22 protein-coding genes and 2 pseudogenes are annotated in these 22,003 nt (G+C 41.5%); 21 read left to right on the plus strand and 3 right to left on the minus strand.

Translation table 11 applies throughout. The features are described 5' to 3' along the window. The first annotated feature begins 2 nt into the window (after positions 1–2). Genes cmk through rpsA form a run of 3 tightly spaced genes read left to right on the plus strand, consistent with a single transcriptional unit; the run spans position 3 to position 2,592 of the window. Entirely contained in the window at positions 3–668 is a 666-nt protein-coding gene (cmk, locus tag WMO28_RS14840) for a (d)CMP kinase (RefSeq protein WP_349057501.1), read from the plus strand. Next, positions 669–1,535, plus strand: coding sequence for a 4-hydroxy-3-methylbut-2-enyl diphosphate reductase (ispH, locus tag WMO28_RS14845; RefSeq protein WP_349057502.1), 867 nt, complete (start codon positions 669–671; stop codon positions 1,533–1,535). It abuts the gene before it with no gap. Next, positions 1,516–2,592 (plus strand): 30S ribosomal protein S1, encoded by a 1,077-nt coding sequence (rpsA, locus tag WMO28_RS14850; RefSeq protein WP_349057503.1) that lies wholly within the window; start codon positions 1,516–1,518, stop codon positions 2,590–2,592. The genes ispH and rpsA overlap by 20 nt, the downstream gene beginning before the upstream one ends. Before the next feature lie 160 nt (positions 2,593–2,752). Here rpsA and WMO28_RS14855 read toward each other — a convergent pair whose 3' ends face one another. Further along, positions 2,753–3,772, minus strand: coding sequence for a ribonuclease H-like domain-containing protein (locus WMO28_RS14855; protein ID WP_349057504.1), 1,020 nt, complete (start codon positions 3,770–3,772; stop codon positions 2,753–2,755). A 134-nt stretch (positions 3,773–3,906) separates the two neighbouring features. Between WMO28_RS14855 and WMO28_RS14860 the strand changes: the two genes are divergently transcribed. From WMO28_RS14860 to WMO28_RS17175, 9 genes are all read left to right on the plus strand, one after another. Then, positions 3,907–4,773: a putative ABC transporter permease gene (locus WMO28_RS14860; protein WP_349057505.1), complete on the plus strand. Its 867-nt coding sequence runs from the start codon at positions 3,907–3,909 to the stop codon at positions 4,771–4,773. 84 nt (positions 4,774–4,857) lie between these two features. Further along, entirely contained in the window at positions 4,858–6,183 is a 1,326-nt protein-coding gene (rsxC, locus tag WMO28_RS14865; protein WP_178643014.1) for an electron transport complex subunit RsxC, read from the plus strand. 14 nt (positions 6,184–6,197) lie between these two features. Continuing rightward, complete coding sequence (locus WMO28_RS14870; RefSeq protein ID WP_178643012.1) at positions 6,198–7,175, plus strand: RnfABCDGE type electron transport complex subunit D; 978 nt, start codon at positions 6,198–6,200, stop codon at positions 7,173–7,175. After that, positions 7,175–7,753, plus strand: a complete 579-nt coding sequence (locus tag WMO28_RS14875; protein WP_349057506.1) for an RnfABCDGE type electron transport complex subunit G — start codon at positions 7,175–7,177, stop codon at positions 7,751–7,753. The genes WMO28_RS14870 and WMO28_RS14875 overlap by 1 nt, the downstream gene beginning before the upstream one ends. A 14-nt stretch (positions 7,754–7,767) precedes the next feature. Further along, on the plus strand, positions 7,768–8,472 hold the full coding sequence (rsxE, locus tag WMO28_RS14880; RefSeq protein ID WP_349057507.1) for an electron transport complex subunit RsxE: 705 nt from the start codon (positions 7,768–7,770) through the stop codon (positions 8,470–8,472). 15 nt (positions 8,473–8,487) lie between these two features. After that, a complete protein-coding gene (locus tag WMO28_RS14885) occupies positions 8,488–9,063 on the plus strand; it encodes an electron transport complex protein RnfA (RefSeq protein WP_349057508.1) in 576 nt (191 codons plus the stop codon). Positions 9,064–9,076: 13 nt separating this feature from the next. Then, positions 9,077–9,868 (plus strand): RnfABCDGE type electron transport complex subunit B, encoded by a 792-nt coding sequence (locus WMO28_RS14890; protein ID WP_349057509.1) that lies wholly within the window; start codon positions 9,077–9,079, stop codon positions 9,866–9,868. 369 nt (positions 9,869–10,237) lie between these two features. Then, on the plus strand, positions 10,238–10,456 hold the full coding sequence (locus WMO28_RS17170; protein ID WP_435376636.1) for a family 1 glycosylhydrolase: 219 nt from the start codon (positions 10,238–10,240) through the stop codon (positions 10,454–10,456). After that, on the plus strand, positions 10,420–10,809 hold the full coding sequence (locus tag WMO28_RS17175) for a family 1 glycosylhydrolase (protein WP_349057518.1): 390 nt from the start codon (positions 10,420–10,422) through the stop codon (positions 10,807–10,809). Before WMO28_RS17170 ends, WMO28_RS17175 begins: the two co-directional genes overlap by 37 nt. 651 nt (positions 10,810–11,460) lie before the next feature. Here the strand turns inward: WMO28_RS17175 and WMO28_RS14905 are convergent. Continuing rightward, a pseudogene (locus WMO28_RS14905) lies at positions 11,461–12,223 on the minus strand (IS5 family transposase). Positions 12,224–12,334: 111 nt separating this feature from the next. Here WMO28_RS14905 and WMO28_RS14910 point away from each other — a divergent pair. The 4 genes and pseudogenes from WMO28_RS14910 to WMO28_RS14925 all read left to right on the plus strand — a co-directional run bounded on the left by WMO28_RS14910 (position 12,335) and on the right by WMO28_RS14925 (position 15,521). Then, complete coding sequence (locus WMO28_RS14910; protein WP_349057510.1) at positions 12,335–12,826, plus strand: hypothetical protein; 492 nt, start codon at positions 12,335–12,337, stop codon at positions 12,824–12,826. An 816-nt stretch (positions 12,827–13,642) separates the two neighbouring features. Beyond that, positions 13,643–13,999: pseudogene (locus WMO28_RS14915) on the plus strand (AAA family ATPase); the annotation flags it as partial. Positions 14,000–14,083: 84 nt separating this feature from the next. Beyond that, positions 14,084–14,521, plus strand: a complete 438-nt coding sequence (locus tag WMO28_RS14920) for a DUF4869 domain-containing protein (RefSeq protein WP_349057511.1) — start codon at positions 14,084–14,086, stop codon at positions 14,519–14,521. Positions 14,522–14,540: 19 nt separating this feature from the next. Beyond that, positions 14,541–15,521, plus strand: coding sequence for a translation initiation factor 2 (locus WMO28_RS14925; RefSeq protein WP_349057512.1), 981 nt, complete (start codon positions 14,541–14,543; stop codon positions 15,519–15,521). Positions 15,522–15,680: 159 nt separating this feature from the next. Here WMO28_RS14925 and WMO28_RS14930 read toward each other — a convergent pair whose 3' ends face one another. After that, a complete protein-coding gene (locus tag WMO28_RS14930; protein WP_349057519.1) occupies positions 15,681–16,040 on the minus strand; it encodes a transposase in 360 nt (119 codons plus the stop codon). A 2-nt stretch (positions 16,041–16,042) separates the two neighbouring features. Between WMO28_RS14930 and WMO28_RS14935 the strand changes: the two genes are divergently transcribed. The 5 genes from WMO28_RS14935 to WMO28_RS14955 all read left to right on the plus strand — a co-directional run bounded on the left by WMO28_RS14935 (position 16,043) and on the right by WMO28_RS14955 (position 21,946). Continuing rightward, entirely contained in the window at positions 16,043–16,696 is a 654-nt protein-coding gene (locus WMO28_RS14935) for a CpsD/CapB family tyrosine-protein kinase (RefSeq protein WP_349057520.1), read from the plus strand. Positions 16,697–17,009: 313 nt separating this feature from the next. Further along, complete coding sequence (locus tag WMO28_RS14940) at positions 17,010–18,461, plus strand: sugar transferase (RefSeq protein ID WP_349057513.1); 1,452 nt, start codon at positions 17,010–17,012, stop codon at positions 18,459–18,461. A 74-nt stretch (positions 18,462–18,535) separates the two neighbouring features. Further along, on the plus strand, positions 18,536–19,582 hold the full coding sequence (locus WMO28_RS14945; protein WP_349057514.1) for an NAD-dependent epimerase/dehydratase family protein: 1,047 nt from the start codon (positions 18,536–18,538) through the stop codon (positions 19,580–19,582). Between the two features lie 53 nt (positions 19,583–19,635). Beyond that, positions 19,636–20,886, plus strand: a complete 1,251-nt coding sequence (locus WMO28_RS14950) for a nucleotide sugar dehydrogenase (protein ID WP_349057515.1) — start codon at positions 19,636–19,638, stop codon at positions 20,884–20,886. A 16-nt stretch (positions 20,887–20,902) separates the two neighbouring features. Continuing rightward, positions 20,903–21,946, plus strand: coding sequence for a glycosyltransferase family 4 protein (locus tag WMO28_RS14955; protein WP_349057516.1), 1,044 nt, complete (start codon positions 20,903–20,905; stop codon positions 21,944–21,946). The last annotated feature ends 57 nt before the right edge of the window (positions 21,947–22,003 follow it).

The raw sequence follows: 22,003 nt of genomic DNA on the forward strand, positions 1-22,003 counted from the left end.
TTATGGGTATTAACATTGCGATTGACGGACCGGCAGGCGCCGGAAAAAGCACAATTGCAAAAAAAGTGGCAAAGGAGCTGTCTTTCATCTACGTAGATACCGGAGCCATGTACCGTGCCATGGCACTTTATCTTCTGGAAAAAAATATCCAGGGAGATGAGGCTATCGCCACAGCATGTCATGATGCGGACATTTCCATCCGCTACGAAAACGGAGAACAGCAGGTGATCTTAAACGGTGAGAATGTAACAGCCTTCCTTCGAAGAGAAGAAGTAGGAAATATGGCATCTGTAAGCTCTGCCAATCCGGAAGTACGTGCACATCTTCTGAAACTGCAGAGAACTCTTGCAAAAGAGAACGATGTTGTCATGGATGGAAGAGATATCGGAACCACCATTCTTCCGGACGCAGAAGTGAAGATCTTTTTAACTGCAAGTCCTGAGACACGTGCGAACAGACGTTATCTGGAACTTACCGAAAAAGGTGAAACCTGTGATATGAATGAGATTCTTAAGACCATCATAGAGAGAGATGTGCGTGACATGAACCGCGCGGTTTCTCCACTGAAGCAGGCAGAAGATGCAGTTCTCGTGGATTCTTCCGATATGGGAATTGATGAGGTTGTTGAAAAAATTCTTTCTGTATACAGAGAAAAGGTGACCAGATAAATGAATGTAAAAGTTGCAGAAACCGCCGGCTTCTGTTTCGGCGTACAAAGAGCAGTGGACCGGGTTTATGATCTGATCGGTTCCGACGCTGCACCAATCTACACTCTGGGACCGATCATCCACAATGAAGAGGTTGTCTCAGATCTGGAAAAAAAAGGTGTTGCCGTAATAGGAGAGGAGGATCTTGCCACTCTTAAAGGCGGCACAGTTGTGATCCGTTCCCACGGCGTAGGCCGTAAAGTCTACGACAAGATCAAAAAATACGGCCTCGGTTATGTAGACGTCACCTGTCCTTTTGTCCTTAAGATCCACAAGATCGTGGAGCGCGAAAGCGCAAAAGGTGTCCACATCGTGATCATCGGAGATCCGGATCACCCGGAAGTGCAGGGAATCTGTGGCTGGTGCCAGGGTCCGTATACAGTGATCCGAAATGCGGAAGATGCTGAAAAATTCACCATTTCTCCTGGAAAAGAAGTGTGTGTAGTTTCACAGACGACATTTAATTACAACAAATTTCAAGAATTAGTTGAAATTCTCCGCAAAAAGAGTTATGATAATAATGTTTTAAATATTTTAAATATTTTAAACACTATTTGTAATGCTACCGAAGAACGGCAGAAAGAAGCAAAAGCGATAGCCGGAGAGGTAGACACTATGTTAGTCGTAGGTGGCCGACATAGCTCCAATACTCAAAAGCTGTTTGAAATATGTAAAAAGGAATGTGGAAATACTTACTTTATACAAACACCTGTAGACTTGGATTCTGAAATGTTCCAATGCAGTAGTTTTGTAGGTATTACAGCAGGGGCTTCCACCCCAAAGAAAATTATTGAGGAGGTTCAAGAACATGTCAGAGTTAAGTTTTGAACAGATGCTGGAAGATTCCGTAAAAACAATCAGAAATGGAGAGATCGTACAGGGTACTGTCATCGATGTTAAAGATGATGAGATCATCCTGAATATCGGCTATAAAGCAGACGGTATCATCACAAAGAACGAGTACACAAACGATTCAAGCGTTGTGCTTACAGACGTTGTTAAACCTGGCGATACCATGGAAGCAAAAGTTCTCAAAGTAAACGACGGAGAGGGACAGGTTACACTGACCTACAAACGTCTTGCAGCAGAGAAAGGCAACAAACGTCTTGAGGAAGCATTCGAGAACCAGGAAGTTCTGAAAGCTCCTGTAACACAGGTACTTGATGGTGGCCTTTGTGTTAACATCGAGGAGGCAAGAGTATTCATTCCTGCAAGCCTCGTATCCGACACATATGAGAAAGACCTTTCCAAATACGCAGATCAGGAGATCGAGTTCGTTATCACAGAGTTCAACCCGAGAAGACGCCGTATCATCGGTAACCGTAAACAGCTTCTTCTTGCTGAGAAAGCTGAGAAACAGAAAGAGCTTCTTGCTAAGATCAACGTTGGCGACAAGGTTGAGGGTGTTGTTAAGAACGTTACAGATTTCGGTGCATTCATCGATCTCGGTGGAGCAGACGGACTTCTTCACATCTCTGAGATGTCCTGGGGCAGAGTAGAGAACCCGAAGAAAGTATTCAACGTTGGCGATAAAGTTACAGTTCTTATCAAAGACATCAACGGAGATAAGATCGCACTTTCCCTTAAATTCCCGGAGGAGAACCCATGGCTTACAGCTGCTGAGGACTTCGCAGTAGGAAACGTAGTTAAAGGTAAAGTTGCACGTATGACAGATTTCGGTGCATTCGTAGAGCTTGCACCTGGAGTAGATGCACTTCTTCATGTATCCCAGATCTCCAGAGAGCACGTTGCAAAACCATCTGATGTACTTTCCATCGGTCAGGAGATCGAGGCTAAGGTTGTTGACTTCAACGGCGAAGACAGAAAGATCAGCCTCAGCATGAAAGCGCTTGAGGATCATTCTGCAGAGCAGACTGAGGAGTAATTTTTACTATATCTTATACTGGTCATTATTAATAAAAAGAGTGTAAAAAATAGAAGGACTGCCTCCGAAAGGAGACAGTCCTTTTTTGCCATTTACATGTTTCACATATTAGTGGCCAGGAAATTTGTTATACAAGTCAATATTAATAAATTGCAAAGTTTCACTTCAATATAGACAGATAATACGGCAGACAATGCCTGAGATAAACTTTCTGTTTCGACGGATCCTTCAGGAAATCCTCAGTAACAGAAAACCACGTATAACAGGTATCTTTTTTGGCCGGCTTACGGAGCTTTTTATTCATGCAGGCGCTTAAGGTTTTGGGTATAGCAGTGTCCTCCGAAGGAATATAATCATAATCCTTATAATTGGAATAATACTGTTTCAAGCGTCCGTTCTGAGGTTTTACAAGGAAGCGGACGAGATTTTCGGAGCCTGTTATGTAGAATTCTTCACTAAGATTGGAGAATTTCGCAGGCAGATTGCAGGAAAGAGCAAGCGTAAACACCAGATTATTGTCTTGAATTTCACAATTTACAGGCTCATATTCCTCATGAAAAAGTGCAAGATAAGACAGCATGGAAAAGATCTTTCCAAGCCCAATGAGATCCTCCTTGTTATGTCCGAGAACAATATCACCAGCCTCACTCTTTTTGCCGGAAGCGAACTGCTTATAAAGACGGATGCAGGCACCACCGTCGCAGTAAGTGCGGTCATCAATACCAAGAAAAGCTTCCATGGACGGCTGGTTCATCCTGGAAAGTTTCAGAAGCCCCTTCAAAGGCTTCAACTGCTTGTAAATATCCAGCGCAGGCAGGTTTTCAAAAGGAGATGAAAGTCCGTGAACCTGGTACCGCGCTTCCAGATAAGGCTGATCAAAGCTGTCTCCGTTATACTGGATTGTGCAGGAAAAGCCTTTCAGAAAATCAGAAAAAGTACGAAGAAGTTCCGGTTCATCGCCCGAATTTTCCCCCAGCCACTGATACATCTGCCAGGTTTCGTCCTCAAAAGCCACTGCTCCGATCAAATACAGAAAAGTAGAATTTCGTGATAGTCCGGTGGTCTCGATATCATAAAAAACCGGTACAGAATGCTCTGAAAAATCCGCATTTTTAGTCATTTTTTTAACAGTCTCAAAGTCCGGAAACCCTTGTAAAATCGGCATTTTTTTAACGATCATGTTAATCTTCCTCCTTCATGGATTGTATCTGATTATACACAAAAAAATTAATTTTCTCTAGTGCAATTTAATGTGAAATGAGTTATAGTATATTGGTAGAGTTGATGAAAAAAACAGGAAAGGACACTGGAATTATGTGGGAATTGACAGTGAGGGGGATAGACTTTTATCACCTCATAAACTGGTTTTTCGCCTACAGTTTTCTTGGCTGGCTCTGGGAGACCTGCTACGTTTCTGCAAAGCAGGGAACGCTTATCAACCGAGGATTCATAAATGGTCCCCTATGTACTATTTATGGCTGCGGAGCACTTTCCGTATATCTGATCCTGGTACCTGTGCAGAGCAATACGGTCATCCTCTTTTTCGGAGGAATCGTGGTATCTACTGTACTGGAGTATATCACAGCATGGCTGATGGAATCAATCTTCCATACATCATGGTGGGATTACAGTGATAAGAAATTTAATCTCCACGGCAGGATATGCCTGGGAGCTTCCCTTGGCTGGGGATTTTTCACTGTAATGCTGTTTCGAGTGCTACAGCCAGGCGTGGAATATGTGACCGGCCTGTACCCGAGACGCGTAGGTGAGATAGGTATCTGTGCGATCACATGTGTTTATGTTGTTGACTTCTGTTTCTCAGCAGCTGCGGCTTTCCATCTTCACGAGCGTATTCCTTTCTGGGAGCAGTCCCTGGAGGAGATGCAGGCTGAGCTGATCGTAAAAGCCAGAAAGCGTATGAGTGAGCTGGAAGCGAACAGAGGCTTTGCCCTTGATGAGGTGAAGGAACGTATTGAAGACCTTAATCTTGTCAGAGAACTGGAAGAGAAGCGTGCGGCCATGATGCAGGATGTATCTGCAGAACTTCAGAAACGAAAAGAAGCCATGGCAGCCAAATTTGGTCACAACATGCAGCGTTTCGTTCATGCATACCCGAATCTGAACAGAGGATACCGCATCCATCTGAAAAAAAGAGAAGAAAAGAAAAATCAGAAACACTGAAATCAACTTTGAAAATAAGTACAGATGCAGTACGTAAGAAGTATGCGTCTGTACTTGCAAAGAATAAAGGAGGAGATGAGATCTATGGCAATTTTAACCTTCAGGGGTGGTGTTCATCCTTATGACGGCAAAGATTTGTCAAAAAACTGTCCTGTTGAGAAGTACCTGCCAAAGGGAGACCTGGCATATCTGGTATCTCAGCACATCGGAGCTCCGGCCAAGCCGATCGTACAGAAGGGCGATCACGTGCTTGCAGGACAGAAAATCGCAGAAGCAGGAGGATTTGTTTCCGCGCCGATCCACGCATCGGTATCCGGAACTGTGAAAGGAATAGAGAAACGCCTGACAGCAACCGGTTCCATGTGTGATGCGATCATTGTAGAGAATGACGGTTTATATGAAACAGTTGAATATACACCGGCGAAGCTTTCTGACCTTTCCAAGGAAGATATTCTGAAGCGCATTCAGGAGGGAGGAGTTGTCGGACAGGGTGGTGCAGGCTTCCCGACCCATGTGAAGCTTTCCCCTAAGGAACCGGATAAGATTGATCATATTCTGATAAACGGCGCTGAGTGTGAGCCATACATTACCAGTGACTACCGCAGAATGCTGGAGGAGCCTGAGAAGGTCGTAGGCGGTCTGGAAGTGATTCTGAAGGCTTTCCCGAAGGCGCTGGGCTGTATCTGCATCGAGGACAACAAGCCAGACTGTATCGCCAAGATGAAAGAAGCCATCAAGGGCAAAGAGCGTATGGAAGTAAAAGAGCTCAAGACCAAATACCCGCAGGGTGGTGAGCGTACACTGATCTATGCTGTTACAGGCAGAGAGATCAATTCCACCATGCTCCCGGCAGACGTGGGATGCGTAGTAGACAACGTGGAAACCGCAGTTTCCGTTTATAATGCAGTTATCCTCGGACAGCCGGTTATCGGTCGTAACCTTACCGTTACCGGTGACGGAATCCGTACACCGAAGAACTTTGCAGTTCTCACAGGAACAGATATGTCAGAGCTTGTGGATGCTGCAGGTGGTCTGAAAGAAAAGATCGCAAAACTGATCTCCGGAGGTCCTATGATGGGATTTGCTCTGTATGATCTTCATATTCCGTGTACCAAGACAACCTCTTCCCTGCTTTGTATGGAGCATGATGCAGTTGCAGAGGCGAAGGAGATCCAGACAGCATGTATCAACTGCGGACGCTGCGTTGGTGTCTGTCCTGGACATGTAGTTCCTGCCCGTCTTGCCACACTTGCAGAGAATGGTGACATGGAAGGTTTCGAAAAAATGGACGGTATGGAGTGCTGCGAATGCGGATGCTGCAGTTATATCTGTCCTGCCAAACGACCTCTGACTCAGAGTATTAAATCTATGAGAAAAATGGTTCTTGCAGAGCGCAAGAAAAAGAAATAGGGGGAGGAAAAACAATGGAACAAATGTATAACGTATCATCTAATCCCCATATCAGGGATAAAATGACCACCAGCCGTATCATGCAGCTGGTAGTGATCGCACTGATGCCGGCAACCCTGTTCGGTATCTGGAATTTTGGATTACATGCACTTCTTGTAATACTTGCAACGGTTGCATCCAGTGTATTTTTTGAGTGGCTTTATGATCGTCTTATGCACAAGAAGAATACAACAACCGATTTCAGTGCGGTTGTAACCGGACTTCTTCTGGCACTGAACATGCCGCCACAGATCCCAATCTGGATGCCGATCCTTGGCAGTGCTTTTGCAATCATCGTTGTAAAACAGCTTTTCGGCGGACTTGGACAGAACTTTATGAACCCGGCCCTTGCAGGAAGATGCTTCCTTATGATCTCCTTTGCCGGAAAAATGACAAATTTCGCAGTTTCCAAGAGCTCTCATGCGATCGTGGATACGGTTTCCCAGGCAACACCGCTGGCAGCTCTTAAGAATCAGGGCTTTATCGCAGGAACATCTATTCCGGTGAAGAACCTCTTCCTTGGAAACATCCAGGGTACTATCGGTGAGACTTCCGCACTGGCAATCCTTATCGGTGCAGTGATCCTTCTTGCATTCAAGATCATTGACCTGAAAGTGCCGCTTACATATATTGGAAGCTTTGCTGTATTTGTGATCCTTTACATGCTGGGAACAGGCAAAGGATTCGATGTGAATTATCTTTTCAGCCATATCTTCGGCGGCGGCCTGATGCTGGGCGCATGGTTTATGGCAACCGACTATGTAACAACTCCGATCACACCGAAGGGACAGCTTGTTTATGGATGCTGCCTTGGTATCGTGACCGCAGTATTCCGTCTCTTTGGCGGCTCCGCAGAGGGTGTTTCCTATGCGATCATTTTCTGCAACCTTCTGGTTCCGCTTATTGAAAAAGTAACAAAACCAGTTGCTTTTGGAAAAGGAGGCAAGAAATAATGGGTAAGATTATCAAAAATACATTGATCCTTACGATCATTACCGTAGTTGCCGGCCTTGGCCTTGGTCTGGTTTACGAAGTAACCAAAGAACCGATCGCAAGAACAGAAGAGCAGGCAAAAAAAGAAGCATGGCAGACAGTATTCAGTGATGTAAGCCTGGAAGACTTCAAATCTGTTGATGTAGATCAGGATGCAGCAGATAAGGTTGTTGCAGACCTTGGTGTGAAAGCAACGGTAGACGAAGTCTGTGAGGCAGCTGATGAAGGATATGTAGTGACAGTTACCGATAAAGAAGGTTACGGCGGTGACATCCAGATCACAGTAGGCGTAACAAAAGACGGTACCGTAAGCGGTGTTTCCATCCTGTCCATCAGTGAGACAGCAGGACTTGGAATGCGCGCCACAGAGGCACAGTTCCAGGAGCAGTACGTAGGCAAAAATACCGATAAATTCTATGTATCCAAGGATGGCGGCGAAGGCGAGCCGATCGATGCCATCAGTGGTGCGACCATTACATCCAGAGCTTTTACCGGTGCAGTCAATACAGCTATCGGCTATTGCAAAAACGCATTTTAGGAGGGTAGTTGAATATGAATAAATGTGGTGAAAGATTAAAGAACGGTATTATAACCGAAAACCCGATCTTCGTTCTGATGCTGGGTATGTGTCCGACACTTGCCGTAACAACATCTGCGATCAATGGTATTGGTATGGGCCTTTCCACAACGGTAGTTCTGGTCATGTCCAACATGCTGATCTCCCTGCTTCGAAAAGTAATTCCGGATTCTGTCAGAATGCCGGCATTCATTGTAGTTGTAGCATCTTTTGTAACCATCGTGCAGTTCCTTATGGAAGGCTTTACTCCTTCTCTTTATGACTCATTAGGAATTTATATTCCGCTGATCGTTGTTAACTGTATCATTCTGGGACGTGCAGAGAGCTATGCTTCCAAGAATCCGGTTCTTCCGTCTATCTTCGATGGAATCGGTATGGGACTTGGTTTTACTGTAGGTCTTGTTGCCATCGGTCTTGTAAGAGAGATCCTTGGTTCCGGAAAAGCTTTCGGAGCACAGATCATCCCGGTTGCTGATGCAGCTACAGGCGCTGCCGGATATACCCCGATCACTATTTTCATCCTGGCTCCTGGAGCTTTCCTGGTTCTTGCAGGTCTTGCAGCGATCCAGAACAAGGTGAAGATCAACATGGCAAAGAAGGGCAAGGATGTATCCAAGATCCAGTCCGGCTGCGGTTCCAACTGTGCAACCTGCGGTGGATGTCCTTCCGAGAAAAACTAAAAGGGGGAGTAGAAGATGGCAAGTTTGATGTTAATCGCAATAGGTTCTGCACTCTGCAGTAACGTTGTGCTCAGCCAGTTCCTTGGTATCTGTTCTTTCCTTGGCGTATCCAAGAAAACAGAGACAGCTGCAGGCATGGGCGGAGCGGTTGTATTCGTTATCACGATTGCTTCATTTGTGGCAGAACTTCTGTATAAATTTATCCTGGTACCAACTCATTTTGAATATCTGAAAACGATCGTATTTATCCTGGTTATTGCGGCTCTGGTACAGATCGTAGAGATGTTCCTTAAGAAATTCGTACCATCTCTTTACAAAGCACTTGGTGTATACCTTCCACTGATCACAACAAACTGTGCAGTTCTTGGTGTGGCACTGAACAACGTAAAATATGAGTACAGCATTCTTGAGAGTGTTGTCAACGGATTTGCAACAGGCGTAGGTTATCTGATCGCGATCGTACTGCTTGCAGGAATCCGTGAAAAAATGGAATACAACGATATTCCGGAATCTTTCCAGGGTATGCCGATTGTTCTGCTTACAGCAGCTCTGATGGCAATTGCATTTATGGGATTCTCCGGAATCGTATAGGAGGAAGAGAAGCATGAGTATAACAGGAATTATTATGGCTGCAGTCATTGTCGGCGGTACTGGTTTATTCATTGGTATCTTCCTTGGACTGGCAGACAAGAAATTAACCGTTAAGGTAGATGAGAAGGAAGAAGCCATTCTGGGCGTTCTTCCGGGAAATAACTGTGGTGGCTGCGGATATCCGGGATGTTCCGGACTTGCAGCAGCTATCGCAAAAGGCGAAGCACCGGTGGATCAGTGTCCGGTTGGCGGTGCTCCGGTTGCAGCAAAGATCGGTGCGATCATGGGACAGGAAGTAAAAGAAACTTCCCGTCAGGTTGCATTCGTGAAATGTGCAGGTACCTGCGACAAGACAACTACGAAATACAAATACACAGGCGTGGAAGACTGCGAGATGATGACATTCATCCCGGGCAGCGGTGAGAAGAACTGTGCATTCGGATGTATGGGTTACGGAAGCTGTGTAAAGGCCTGTCCGTTTGATGCGATCCACGTAGTAAATGGTATTGCAGTTGTTGATCAGAAAGCATGTAAAGCCTGCGGCAAATGCGTTGCAAAATGTCCGCGTCACCTGATCGAGCTGGTACCATATGAGAAACAGACACGCGTAGCCTGCAGCTCCCATGCAAAAGGCAAGGCTGTTACAACTGCCTGTGAGCTTGGCTGCATCGGCTGTAAGAAATGCGAGAAGAACTGTCCGTCAGAGGCAATTACAGTTACAGATTTCTGTGCACATATCGATTATGATAAATGTACAGGCTGTGGTAAATGTAAGGAAGTATGCCCGAGACATGTGATTCTGTAAAAAAATAAGAAAAAGATCGTTGTTATGGTTAATTGAAGAAAAGTCCATGACAGCGATCTTTTTTTATTTCATAGGAAATTACTCCGTAATGTTCCAATAAAATAAAAAATCTCTCCGGAGCAGGATTCTTTCTTGTGTAGAAAAACCGATTGACAAGTACTCTGTTAATTTGTATAGTGACATTAAATAAATTGAAATATACTTAAATTAATTAGATAAACGGTGGAGCAGTTATTCGGTGTAGAGTTACGCAACAAAGGTGGATTGCGGATATCCGCTTAATTTAAAAAAACTAAAATAAACAGGAGGTACAGAAAAATAGGATTTGCAAAAGATTTCGTATGGGGCGCGGCAACCAGTTCCTGTCAGATCGAAGGCACAGGAGAAAACTCCGGTAAAGGTCTGAACATCTGGGACGTATTTACAAAAGAACCAGGAAGAATCTACGAAGGACATACAGGTGACGTAGCCTGTGACCACTATCAGAGATTCAGGGAAGACGTAGCACATATGAAAGCACTTGGCCTGAAAGGCTACCGCTTTTCCATTGACTGGTCCCGCGTACTTCCCGAAGGAACTGGCCGGTAACACCGGAAGCCCTTTACTGGGGATCGAAATTCCTTTACGAAAGATACCAGAAGCCGATCTATATCACAGAAAACGGAATGGCCTGCCACGATACCATCTCCCTGGATGGAAAAGTCCACGATCCCAACCGGATCGATTTCCTTGCACGGTATCTTAAAAAACTGAAACGCGCAACAGAAGAAATCGACGTACGCGGATACTTCCAGTGGTCCCTGATGGACAACTTTGAGTGGGGCAAAGGTTACGCAGAACGCTTCGGAATTATCTACGTGGACTTCGAGACACAGGAGAGGATATGGAAAGATTCTGCATATTGGTATCGGGATTTGATAGAGAAAAACGGAGAATTATGATTTGGTGCGGAAGATTAATTGATTTTTTGTATTTTCTGTTAGGGATTATTCTGAGCTATGTTGTGGAAAGGTATTCCATTCTTGCGGGATTTCTGTTATCTTTTAATATGGAGATGAATGCAATATGGTCATATATGCAAGGTAGAAAGAGAGGTTGCATAAAATGAAAGAATACTTTATCAGTGAAATAAATATCAAGAAATTATACCATCTATCAGATATAAAAATAAAATTGAATTCAATGAAACGTCAGCATTTGTTACTGACGGGGAAAAACGGATCAGTAAAAAAAGGATACTTCAGGAAAACAGCTGAAAGGTAAAAATGACTATGGATGAGAAGCAGGAGAAACAGGATGTGAGAAGATCAGAAAAGAGATGAGACAAAAAAGAAAAGTGTTGTATAGAGCTTTTAGAAACCTTTTTATGGAACAGAAAAGTTTTCTGTTTTGCACAAATATCAGGATTAGCTGGGACTGTCAGGTGTGATATCGTGGATGACCGGGTCAATGGAGAATCCCTGTATTAGCCAGTGAAACTGTTCTGCAGATAGACATCTGAGTTCTGCAGAAGACCGGGGGCATGTGAAGTGACTGGACTCAGCCACGGAATAATCAATATTAGAGTGTGTTTGAAAAATATTTCGAGTTGTTTATTTTAACCAAATTAATATTGAGACGATGCATACGAAACCCAGAAAAGTGGAAGCCAGTTTATCATAACGTGTGGCTATTCGGCGAAACGCTTTTAATTTGAGAAAATAGTTTTCTACTAAATGTCTCTCTTTGTAAGGCCACCAATCACAATGACGGTCAAATTTTGCTCCCTTTCTGGAAGGAATTGTTGGTTCTCCACCATGGTCGTAGACATAATCAAGTAATTTATTACTATCGTATCCTCGATCAGCTAATACATTGCTTCCGATTGTATTCACATGTTCGAGCAATGGAAGTCGTAATTAATATCATTACGCTGACCTTCACTAATCATAAAATATACCGGATAGCCATAGGCATCCACTACGGCATGGATTTTTGTGCTTGCTCCACCTCGGCTATGTCCGATTTCGTTTGGAGGCCCCCTTTTTTTGCACCTGCACTGTGCTGATGAGCCTGAACAATAGAAGCATCTATAGATAGTTCTGTTAATTCAGCATCAAGGCTTAAAACACGAAAAATGTTATCGATGATGCCATCATCAATCCATTTTCGAAAACGGGAGTAGACGGTTTGCCAGGCACCATAACGTTCTGGAAGATCACGCCAGGGTGCTCCACTGCGGGCAATCCAAACAATTCCGTTAAGAATTGTCCGATTACATTTTTGGGGGCGGCCCTGTTTTCCAGTATTTTCAGGTGGCAGTAAAGGAGCAATGCGGTTCCAGTCTTCATCAGTTAACTCGTATCGTCTCAACATAGTAAACACCCCTTTTTCTTTATTTTAACATGAAAAAGGGTATTAGAATATATGTTTTGTGCAACTTTTATTTTTCAAACACGCTCTAGTGCAGTTTTGGAGGAGAAGTTTATGTGGGTTATTTACATTACGATTTTAATATTGGTGATTATAATAGGAATTTGTAGTTTCTTTTTACATTTTTATAATAAAAGAGATTTGGGGAAAAAGTTTTTTGAGGACAGTGAAAAACCATATAATAAAAAAGCTCCGGAAATGTATTATCATAAACAACGTATGTTTCGACTTAGCTATGGCTTTTTTATAGGTGTACATTATTTCCTGGTTATTATGTCTGTAAGTCTTACAACTGTAACTATTTATATGGTAATGGATAAAAAATTGGCATTGTATATTAGAATAATTGTATCGGTAATGGCATCAATAACAACTACTTTACAAACAATATTGCGATTTGATAAAGTAGCTGAAGGATATATTTGTGCAATGCGAATCATTGAGCAAGCTATATTAGAATATGAAGAAGTGGAAAGTAATGGCTTGGATATATTGTTACAGGCGAACATAGAAGCTGAGAGAGTAATACATAATATGTATCAGTAATGATGCATATTGGTATTATGATTTAAATGTGAAATTCTTAGAAGATGATCTTTCAATTATAAAAATAGAGTATCTTCAACATTTTTGTAGAATTTATAAAAAATTGAGAGATTATTAACCTTAAAAAATGATTTAATTATCAGCAATTAGCGCAGTCAGAAACCAGAAGTATTATGTGTAGCGGTATGAAGGAAACCTGAATGGTATCGAAAATGCGGTTGTTCTTTTAATTTATGCTGAAAATGCATTTGGAAATCTCAAAGTATTGCATGCTTTTATCAGCACAAATGTGGCATTATCAACATTGGAGATCCTTTCTTGTTATGTAGTAAATGGTAGAACCTGAGTACCTTTTTATTCACTTCAAGTTATGCCATAATCATATTCAACAAAATAACATAATCAGTAAAAAGTTTAGTACTTAATTTTTTAATTGAATATGATCCAGAAGAGAAATATGATGGTTACGCAAACCAGCCTTGTGGCTCAGCAGGTTAGGATCAGACAATGGACAGAACAAATCCGGAACTGTCAGAACCGTCCTAAAGGAATGAATGTTGAAATACCTGTTTTTATTTTGCGTTCAAAAATGAATATGAATTGAGCGAATTGTACGAAATCATGTTAGAAATGTTGTTGGAGCGATTATCTTAGAAATGTGATAAGATGAAAAAATACTGGTTATTGAGGATTAACGATTATTTTTAGGATTATGAAAGAAAAGGTTAAAATAGGTGAAGAGGGAAACTATTGAATATATGCGGGATTATATTGTGTTCTTTGCTTGCAAAGCATTATGGAAAAAAAGTAATTATTCTGCTCGATGAATATTTTGGATTTACAGATAAAGAAGTGAAAGAAATGCTGGAATACTATGGACTTTCGGAACATTATGACACGATGAAGGAGTGGTATGACGGGTATCTTTTTGGAGATACGGATATTTATTGTCCATGGGATGTGATCAATTATTGTGATCTGTTGCGGTCAGATCCGTCTGCGCGACCGCAGGATTACTGGTCTAATACCAGTGGGAATGCGATGGTGCGGCGTTTTATTGATAAAGCTGATTTTCGGATAAAGAATGAAATTGAACAGCTGATTGAAGGTGGGACTATTGTAAAGGAAATTCACCAGGATTTAACGTATAATGAACTGGATACGTCTATAAAGTATTACACAGATTCGTGAGTGGTTCAGGGATACAGCAACAGCGAAAGACAAAAAAGAGAATTATGATAGGAAAGGAAATCTTGTATGCTGAATATTTTTTATGGCGATATGAAAGAAGCTGTTTATAATACAGCTGCTTATTTTAAGTATGATTATGAAGATGATTGGATCACAGATCCGTTTGTAAAAGAGATGATTCAGGATGTAGATCAGTCCACTGTTCTGGATAGTGGAGTAATAGACAGCCCGGTTCTGGGAAAAATTCCGCCAATTGGTTTATCTGGCGGTGTGAAAACGTTAATTCTTGTGAAATTTGATAAGGATAAAATATTTAATGCTTCAACCTGTGGAGACAACTGTGCGAAATGGTTGTTAAAAATTGCAGAATCCGAGGATAGAACTATTAATCTTCATCATTTAATGAGGTTTGGGTCAGAACCATTTACTGTGCGTGTCTTGAATACGGATCAAATTGTTCATTCGACAGAAGAATTGGTGTCAATAGCTGGGGAGTTTGTCTGATTGCAGGGGGGATTGTGTGATGAGGGGAAAACATAGAATTATAGTATCAACAAAACGATTAAAATATGATTTTGAACTGCGGCGAAATTTAACCATTATTCAGGGGGATAGTGCAACTGGAAAAACTACATTGGTGGATATGATTCGGGATTTTATAAATAATCCTTCGGGAACACCTGTGGAGCTGAACTGTGATAAGAAGTGTTATGTGTTGGAGGGAGCTTTGTGGAAACAACAGTTAGCTGGCATTTCAGCTGGCATTGTTTTTATTGATGAAGGTAATGAATTTATAAAGTCAACAGATTTTGCTCAGGAGATCCAACAGACCGATAATTATTATGTAATCATAACCAGAGAAGCTTTGCCTGCCTTGCCATATAGTGTAGAAGAGATATATGGAATCCGTACATCCGGGAAATATGGAACTTTGAAACAGAGCTATCATGAGTTTTATCGTTTATATGGTGAGGATACTTATGAAAATGTGGTAAAACCAGAACTTGTTATAACAGAGGACAGTAATTCAGGCTATCAGTTTTTTTCTCAGATTTGTAAAGAAAATCAATTAAAATGCGAGAGCATGGATGGAAAATCAAATGTATTTCACTATTTGAACAAGCATAGAAATGAAAAAATTCTGGTAATTGCTGATGGAGCTGCGTTTGGATCGGAAATTGATAAGGTTCTTCAATTAATTTATGGAAGAAAAAATGTGGCAATATATTTGCCGGAATCGTTTGAATGGATGATTCTTTCCAGCGGAACTATTAAGAGTAGTACGGTAGATGAAATGTTAAGTAATCCATCAGAGTATATAGAAAGTAAAGAATATTTCAGCTGGGAAAGGTTTTTTACAGCAGTTTTGATTGAAGAGACAAAAGACAGTTACATGACATATGCAAAACGGAAAATAAATCCTGTATATTTAGAGAAAACAATACGGGACGCTATTTTAAAACAGATGAATAAAATTGAGTTAAATGTAATGAAAGAGAATTAAAGAAACAAGGGGATATGGAGCAGCGTATAAGATGTTTTCTCTTGGTGTCGAAATTTGTCGATAAAAAAGACGTGTGCCTAATGATAGAGAGTAGTATAATAGTTATTAAATATATTTATTGGTGTGAAAGCGATAAGTATATTATAGCAATCCAATAAATTATTGCACATAATTACACGAATGAAACCACCCTATGCAGTTCTTTGGACGAATTGTTAAAAATCCTTTTGAAATAGCTGATGGTAATTCCGATGCCATCCGTATCTTTTCTTTCCTTAAAAATGCTTTGAGTTTTGACCACATTTTTTCAATCGGATTCAGATCTGGACTATATGGGGGTAAATACAGATAGGTTACTTTTGAGCTGTCCAGTAGCTGTTTCACCGCTTTTGCATGATGGGAACGCATATTATCCATAACGATAATGTCTGCTTCTGAAAGCGTCGGCAGCAACTTTGTTTTCAGGTATTCTGCAAACCGCTCTGCAGTAGTTCCTCCTTCCGGCCAATTTCCTGGAATCGATCAGCGCGCTCCGTACCAGAGTTGAGAAAGAAATGCGGGAAAAAAATCTCCGCACGATCCTGATCTCCAGCTCCCTTCCGGGAGAGGGAAAGACAACCGTATCTTTGAACCTGGCATTATCCCTTGCGCAGCGTGATAAAAAAGTACTGCTGATCGACGGAGACCTTCGAAATCCGTCTTTGCATACCAATCTTAATATCCTTCAGAAAGATATCAAGATCGGTATTACAGACGTACTGAAGGGAAAAGAAAAAGCAGGAGAGGCGATCATAAATTTCGAGGATTCCAATCTGGATCTCATTCTTGGAAGAAAATCTACAGGAAATGCTTCGGAACTACTTTCTTCCCACCGGATGCAGGAGGCAATAGATGAACTGGTAGATTATTATGATTATGTGATCATTGATACACCGCCTGCTGCAATGATGGCAGATGCTTCTGTGGTTGCTGCATTTATGGATGCGGTACTCTACGTGATCCGTCAGGACTATGCAAAAGTAAAATATATTACTGAGGGAATCGGTCTTCTTGCGGACAGTGATGCACATGTGCTCGGATGCGTGCTGAACTGTGCGGAAAACGGTTTCGGAGGCTACGGCAAATACGGCAAGTACGGCTATGGATATACGAAGTACAGTCCGGAAGATGAGTAAATAAATGTAGATTTATGTAAATTTTCCGAAATTTATATAAGAAAAAGGTTTAACTTGACATATAAAATCGAAAATGATATCCTTTTCATAAAAGGCAATTACAGTTCGAGTAAGTGAAGAGGAATACACATGATAAGAAATATGAAGAATATTATCTGAAATTATATCTATACACTGGGGTTATGACTGCACAGGGGAGCGCGATTATAATCACAGTGTATTCTTTTGTTCTTTTCATTTACAGAAAATGTCCGCCTGATATATAGGGTTGGAAGCGGCCCAATATATAATGTAATGGAAGGGAAATGTTTTTATGTACAGAAAAGACTCGGAAAGCTGGTTAAAACATGCAGATTTTATCATACTGGACATGATCTGCCTTCAGTTGGCATATGTACTGGCTTACATAATCAGGTTACAGGGAATCTGCCCGTATGGAAATATTATTTATCGCAACATGGCCGTTTTTCTTGAACTGGCAGATCTGCTTGTCATATTTACGACCGGCACTATGAAGAGTGTCCTGAAACGGGGACATTACAGCGATTTTATCGTAACACTGAAACACTCTGTTATAGTAGGAGCACTGGCAATCCTGTATCTGTTCATGCTCCAGCAGGGACTTGCTTTTTCGAGACTGACATTAATACTTACAATAGTCCTTTATTTTATACTTACATATGTGGTAAGAGAACTCTGGAAAAATCTTCTCCGCAAAAAGATGGAAGATGGCGGAGCGCGCAACCTGCTTATTGTTGCTTCCAGGGATAATGCAGAACAGGTTGTACAGAATATGCAGGAAAATAACTATGCAAGATTTACACTGGCAGGCGTTGTAGTCACAGATGAAGACTGGACCGGAAGAGAAATCCATGGTGTGCCGGTAGTTTCCGATGAAAAAAATGCTGCCATGTATGTATGCCAGGAGTGGATCGATGAAGTCCTGGTAGCAGTACCGGACTCACTTCCATATCCGGACAAACTAATCAGTCAGCTGACGGAAACCGGTGTAACCGTACATCTGAACCTTGCCAAAGTTGCAAATGTGCCCGGAAAAAAACAGTTCGTAGAGAAGGTGGGTAATTATACTGTTCTTACCACAAGTATCAACTCCGCCTCAGCCGGACAGCTGATGCTGAAACGTATGATGGACATTGTCGGCGGTCTGATCGGCTGTATTTTCACTGCAATTATCTGCATTTTTGTGGGACCGGCAATCTATATTGCATCACCGGGTCCGATCTTTTTCGCGCAGGAACGAGTAGGAAAGAACGGAAAGAAATTCAAGATGTACAAGTTCCGCAGCATGTATATGGATGCCGAAGAACGCAAGGCTGAGTTAATGAAGGACAACAAGCTGGGCGATGGAAAGATGTTCAAACTGGATTTCGATCCCCGTGTAATCGGAAACAAAGTACTTCCGGATGGCTCACACAAAACAGGCATCGGAGACTTCATCCGAAGAACAAGCCTGGACGAGTTCCCGCAGTTTTTCAACGTATTAAAAGGCGATATGTCAATTGTCGGAACACGCCCACCCCTTCTCTCGGAAACCTCTCTGTATGAGCTCCACCACCGCGCACGCCTCGCCATCAAACCAGGTATCACCGGCATGTGGCAGGTAAGCGGCCGAAGCGACATCACAGATTTCGAGGAAGTTGTAAGACTGGATAAAGAATACATCGAAAACTGGAACATCGGACTGGATATCAAGATCCTGTTTAAGACGGTACTGGTGGTGTTCAGGAAAGATGGGTCGATGTAAAAATTCTGAAATGAATTTTTTGTTAACAGAGTGGTGTATGTAAGAGATTAGTAAAAAGTGAAGGAGAAATTAGAATGAGTAGTATTGCTTTAGAAAATAAAACAATTTTGGTTACAGGGGCAGCAGGATTTATAGGATCCAATCTTGTAAAACGAATTTATCAGGAGACTTCTTCTGCAACGGTCATTGGCATTGACAACATGAATGCCTACTATGATGTTGCACTGAAAGAGTTTCGTTTAAAAGAACTGGATAAATATTCTACCTTTACTTTTATCAAAGGAAATATTGCTGACAAAGCATTGATTACAGAGACTTTTGAGAAATATAAACCGGATATTGTAGTAAACCTTGCAGCGCAGGCAGGTGTGCGTTATTCTATCACGAACCCTGATGCGTATGTGGAATCCAATCTCATTGGATTTTTTAATATTCTGGAAGCGTGCCGCCATAATCCGGTGGAGCATCTGGTGTATGCTTCTTCTTCCAGCGTTTATGGATCAAATAAAAAAGTTCCTTACAGTACAGAAGATAAGGTTGATAACCCTGTATCACTTTATGCAGCAACAAAAAAATCCAATGAGCTGATGGCTCATGCATATTCCAAATTGTATAATATTCCATCTACAGGTCTGCGATTCTTCACAGTGTATGGTCCTGCCGGACGGCCGGATATGGCATACTTCGGATTTACCAATAAACTGGTGAAAGGAGAAACTATCCAGATCTTTAATTATGGTAACTGTAAGCGCGATTTTACATATGTAGATGACATAGTTGAGGGTGTTGTCAGGGTAATGAAAAAAGCTCCGGATAAGAAGAATGGTGAGGATGGTCTGCCAATTCCTCCATATGCAGTTTACAATATTGGTAATCAGAATCCGGAAAATCTGTTAGATTTTGTTCAGATTCTGAGTGAGGAACTGGTAAGAGCAAAAGTCCTTCCGGAAGATTATGATTTTGACGCACATAAAAAACTGGTTCCCATGCAGCCAGGAGATGTACCGGTGACTTATGCGGATACCAGTGCGCTGGAACGTGACTTCGGGTATAAGCCATCAACAAGCCTGAGAACTGGCCTGAGAAAATTTGCTGAATGGTATGCGGAGTTTTATAAATAAGATTTTTCAAATCAGTACTGGACTGATTATAAAATGAAGAGGAGATAAATATTATGAGAGAATTTAAAGATTTAAAAATTGCAGTTGCAGGAACAGGTTATGTCGGACTTTCTATCGCTACGCTGCTTAGCCAGCACCATCAGGTTACAGCGGTGGACATTATTCCTGAGAAAGTTGACCTGATCAATAACAAAAAGTCTCCGATTCAGGATGACTACATTGAGAAATATCTGGCAGAAAAAGAACTGAATCTGACCGCAACACTTGATGCAAAGACTGCATACAGTGATGCGGATTTTGTTGTTATAGCAGCACCTACAAATTATGATTCCAAAAAGAATTTCTTCGATACATCTGCAGTTGAGGCTGTTATCAAGCTGGTTATTGAATATAATCCGGAGGCCATTATGGTTATCAAATCCACGATTCCGGTCGGCTATACCTCATCTGTGCGTGAGAAATTCCACTGTGATAATATCATCTTCAGTCCGGAATTCCTGAGAGAAAGTAAGGCACTCTATGATAATCTCTATCCAAGCCGTATCATTGTTGGTACAGACGTGGAAAATGCCAGACTTGTAAAGGCTGCACATACTTTCGCAGAACTTCTGCAGGAAGGCGCAATTAAAGAAGACATTGATACACTGTTTATGGGCTTCACCGAGGCAGAGGCAGTTAAGCTGTTTGCCAATACATATCTTGCACTGCGTGTATCCTACTTCAATGAGCTGGATACATATGCGGAAATGAAAGGATTGAACACACAGCAGATTATTAATGGTGTCTGCCTTGATCCTCGTATTGGTACTCATTATAATAATCCGTCTTTCGGCTATGGCGGATATTGTCTGCCAAAAGATACAAAACAGTTATTGGCAAACTATGCAGATGTTCCGGAAAATCTTATTGAAGCAATCGTTGAATCTAACAGAACAAGAAAAGACTTTATTGCAGATCGTGTATTAGAAATTGCCGGAGCCTATGAGGCAAATGATGACTGGGATGAAAGTAAAGAGAAAGAAGTTGTTGTCGGAGTGTATCGACTGACTATGAAGAGTAACAGCGATAACTTCCGCCAGAGCTCTATTCAGGGTGTTATGAAGCGTATTAAAGCTAAGGGAGCAACGGTTATTATCTATGAGCCAACTCTGAAAGATGGAGAGAAATTCTTTGGCTCTGTAGTTGTAAATGATTTGGAAGAATTTAAGAAACAGAGTCAGGCTATTATTGCAAACCGCTATGATAAGTGCCTGGATGATGTGAAAGAGAAGGTTTATACGAGAGATATTTTCCAGCGCGACTGATAGGGGATATGTGAAAATGAAAATAGCAATAATTGGTCATAAAAGAATACCGTCAAATGAGGGCGGAATAGAAAAAGGTGTCGAGCAGCATGCGGTGCGTATGGTAAAAAGAGGAAATGATGTTACTGTATACAATCGTGGAGGACATAATGTATTTGGGAAAGAGTTTGATGGAAAGAAGTTGAAAGAATATAAAGGTATTAAAATAATAACGGTTCCAACTGTGAAAGGAGCTGCATGTGTGCCTATTTATTCATTTCTGGCTACTATTCACGCGGCAATTGTAAGATATGATTGTGTGAGTTATAGAGCTTCTGGATCATGCGTGATGATACCGTTGGCAAAATTATTTGGACTGAGAGTTGTTGCATCACTTCATGGAATAGATAGTCAACGAGATAAATGGGGTGGTTTTGCATCAAAGTATCTTGAATTTGGCGAAAGAATGGCTGCTAAAAAAGCGGATGTATGCTTGGTCCTTTCTAAGAATATGAAACAGTATATCGATACAAAATATGGTGTGAATTCTGTCTTGTTTGCGAATGGAGTAGATCGTCCTCAAAAAAAGAAGCCGCAGTTGATAAAAGAAAAATTTTCACTGGATAAGGATGAATATTTGCTGTCTTTGGGCCGAATTGTACCTGAAAAGGGAATTCACTATCTTATAGAAGCATTCAAAAACTGCAAGACCTCAAAAAAACTGGTGGTTGCAGGCGGAGCAGAAGCAAATAAAGAGTACTATGATAGTTTGGTCAAGTTGGCAGATGGAGATTCGAGAATTATTTTTACAGGGTATGTATATGGTGATACGATTTCTGAACTTTATAGCAACGCATATACTTTTTTGCTACCAAGTAATTTGGAGGGAATGGCAAATGCTCTCTTGGAAGCAATGAGTTACGGAAATTGTTGTCTAATAAGCGACATTCCAGAGAACACAGAAGTAGTAGGAGAATATGCTGAATGGTTTAAAAAGGGAGACTCAAAGGATCTTCAGATGAAATTGCAATATCTTTTGGATAATGAAAATGTAGTAAACGTGTTGCTAGAATATAAATAGTACAAGCCAAAATGAGAAATTCCAAATACACATAAGCATGGTACAATAGAAACATGC

This window comes from Blautia aquisgranensis (assembly GCF_040096615.1).
GTDB lineage: Bacteria > Bacillota > Clostridia > Lachnospirales > Lachnospiraceae > Blautia_A > Blautia_A aquisgranensis.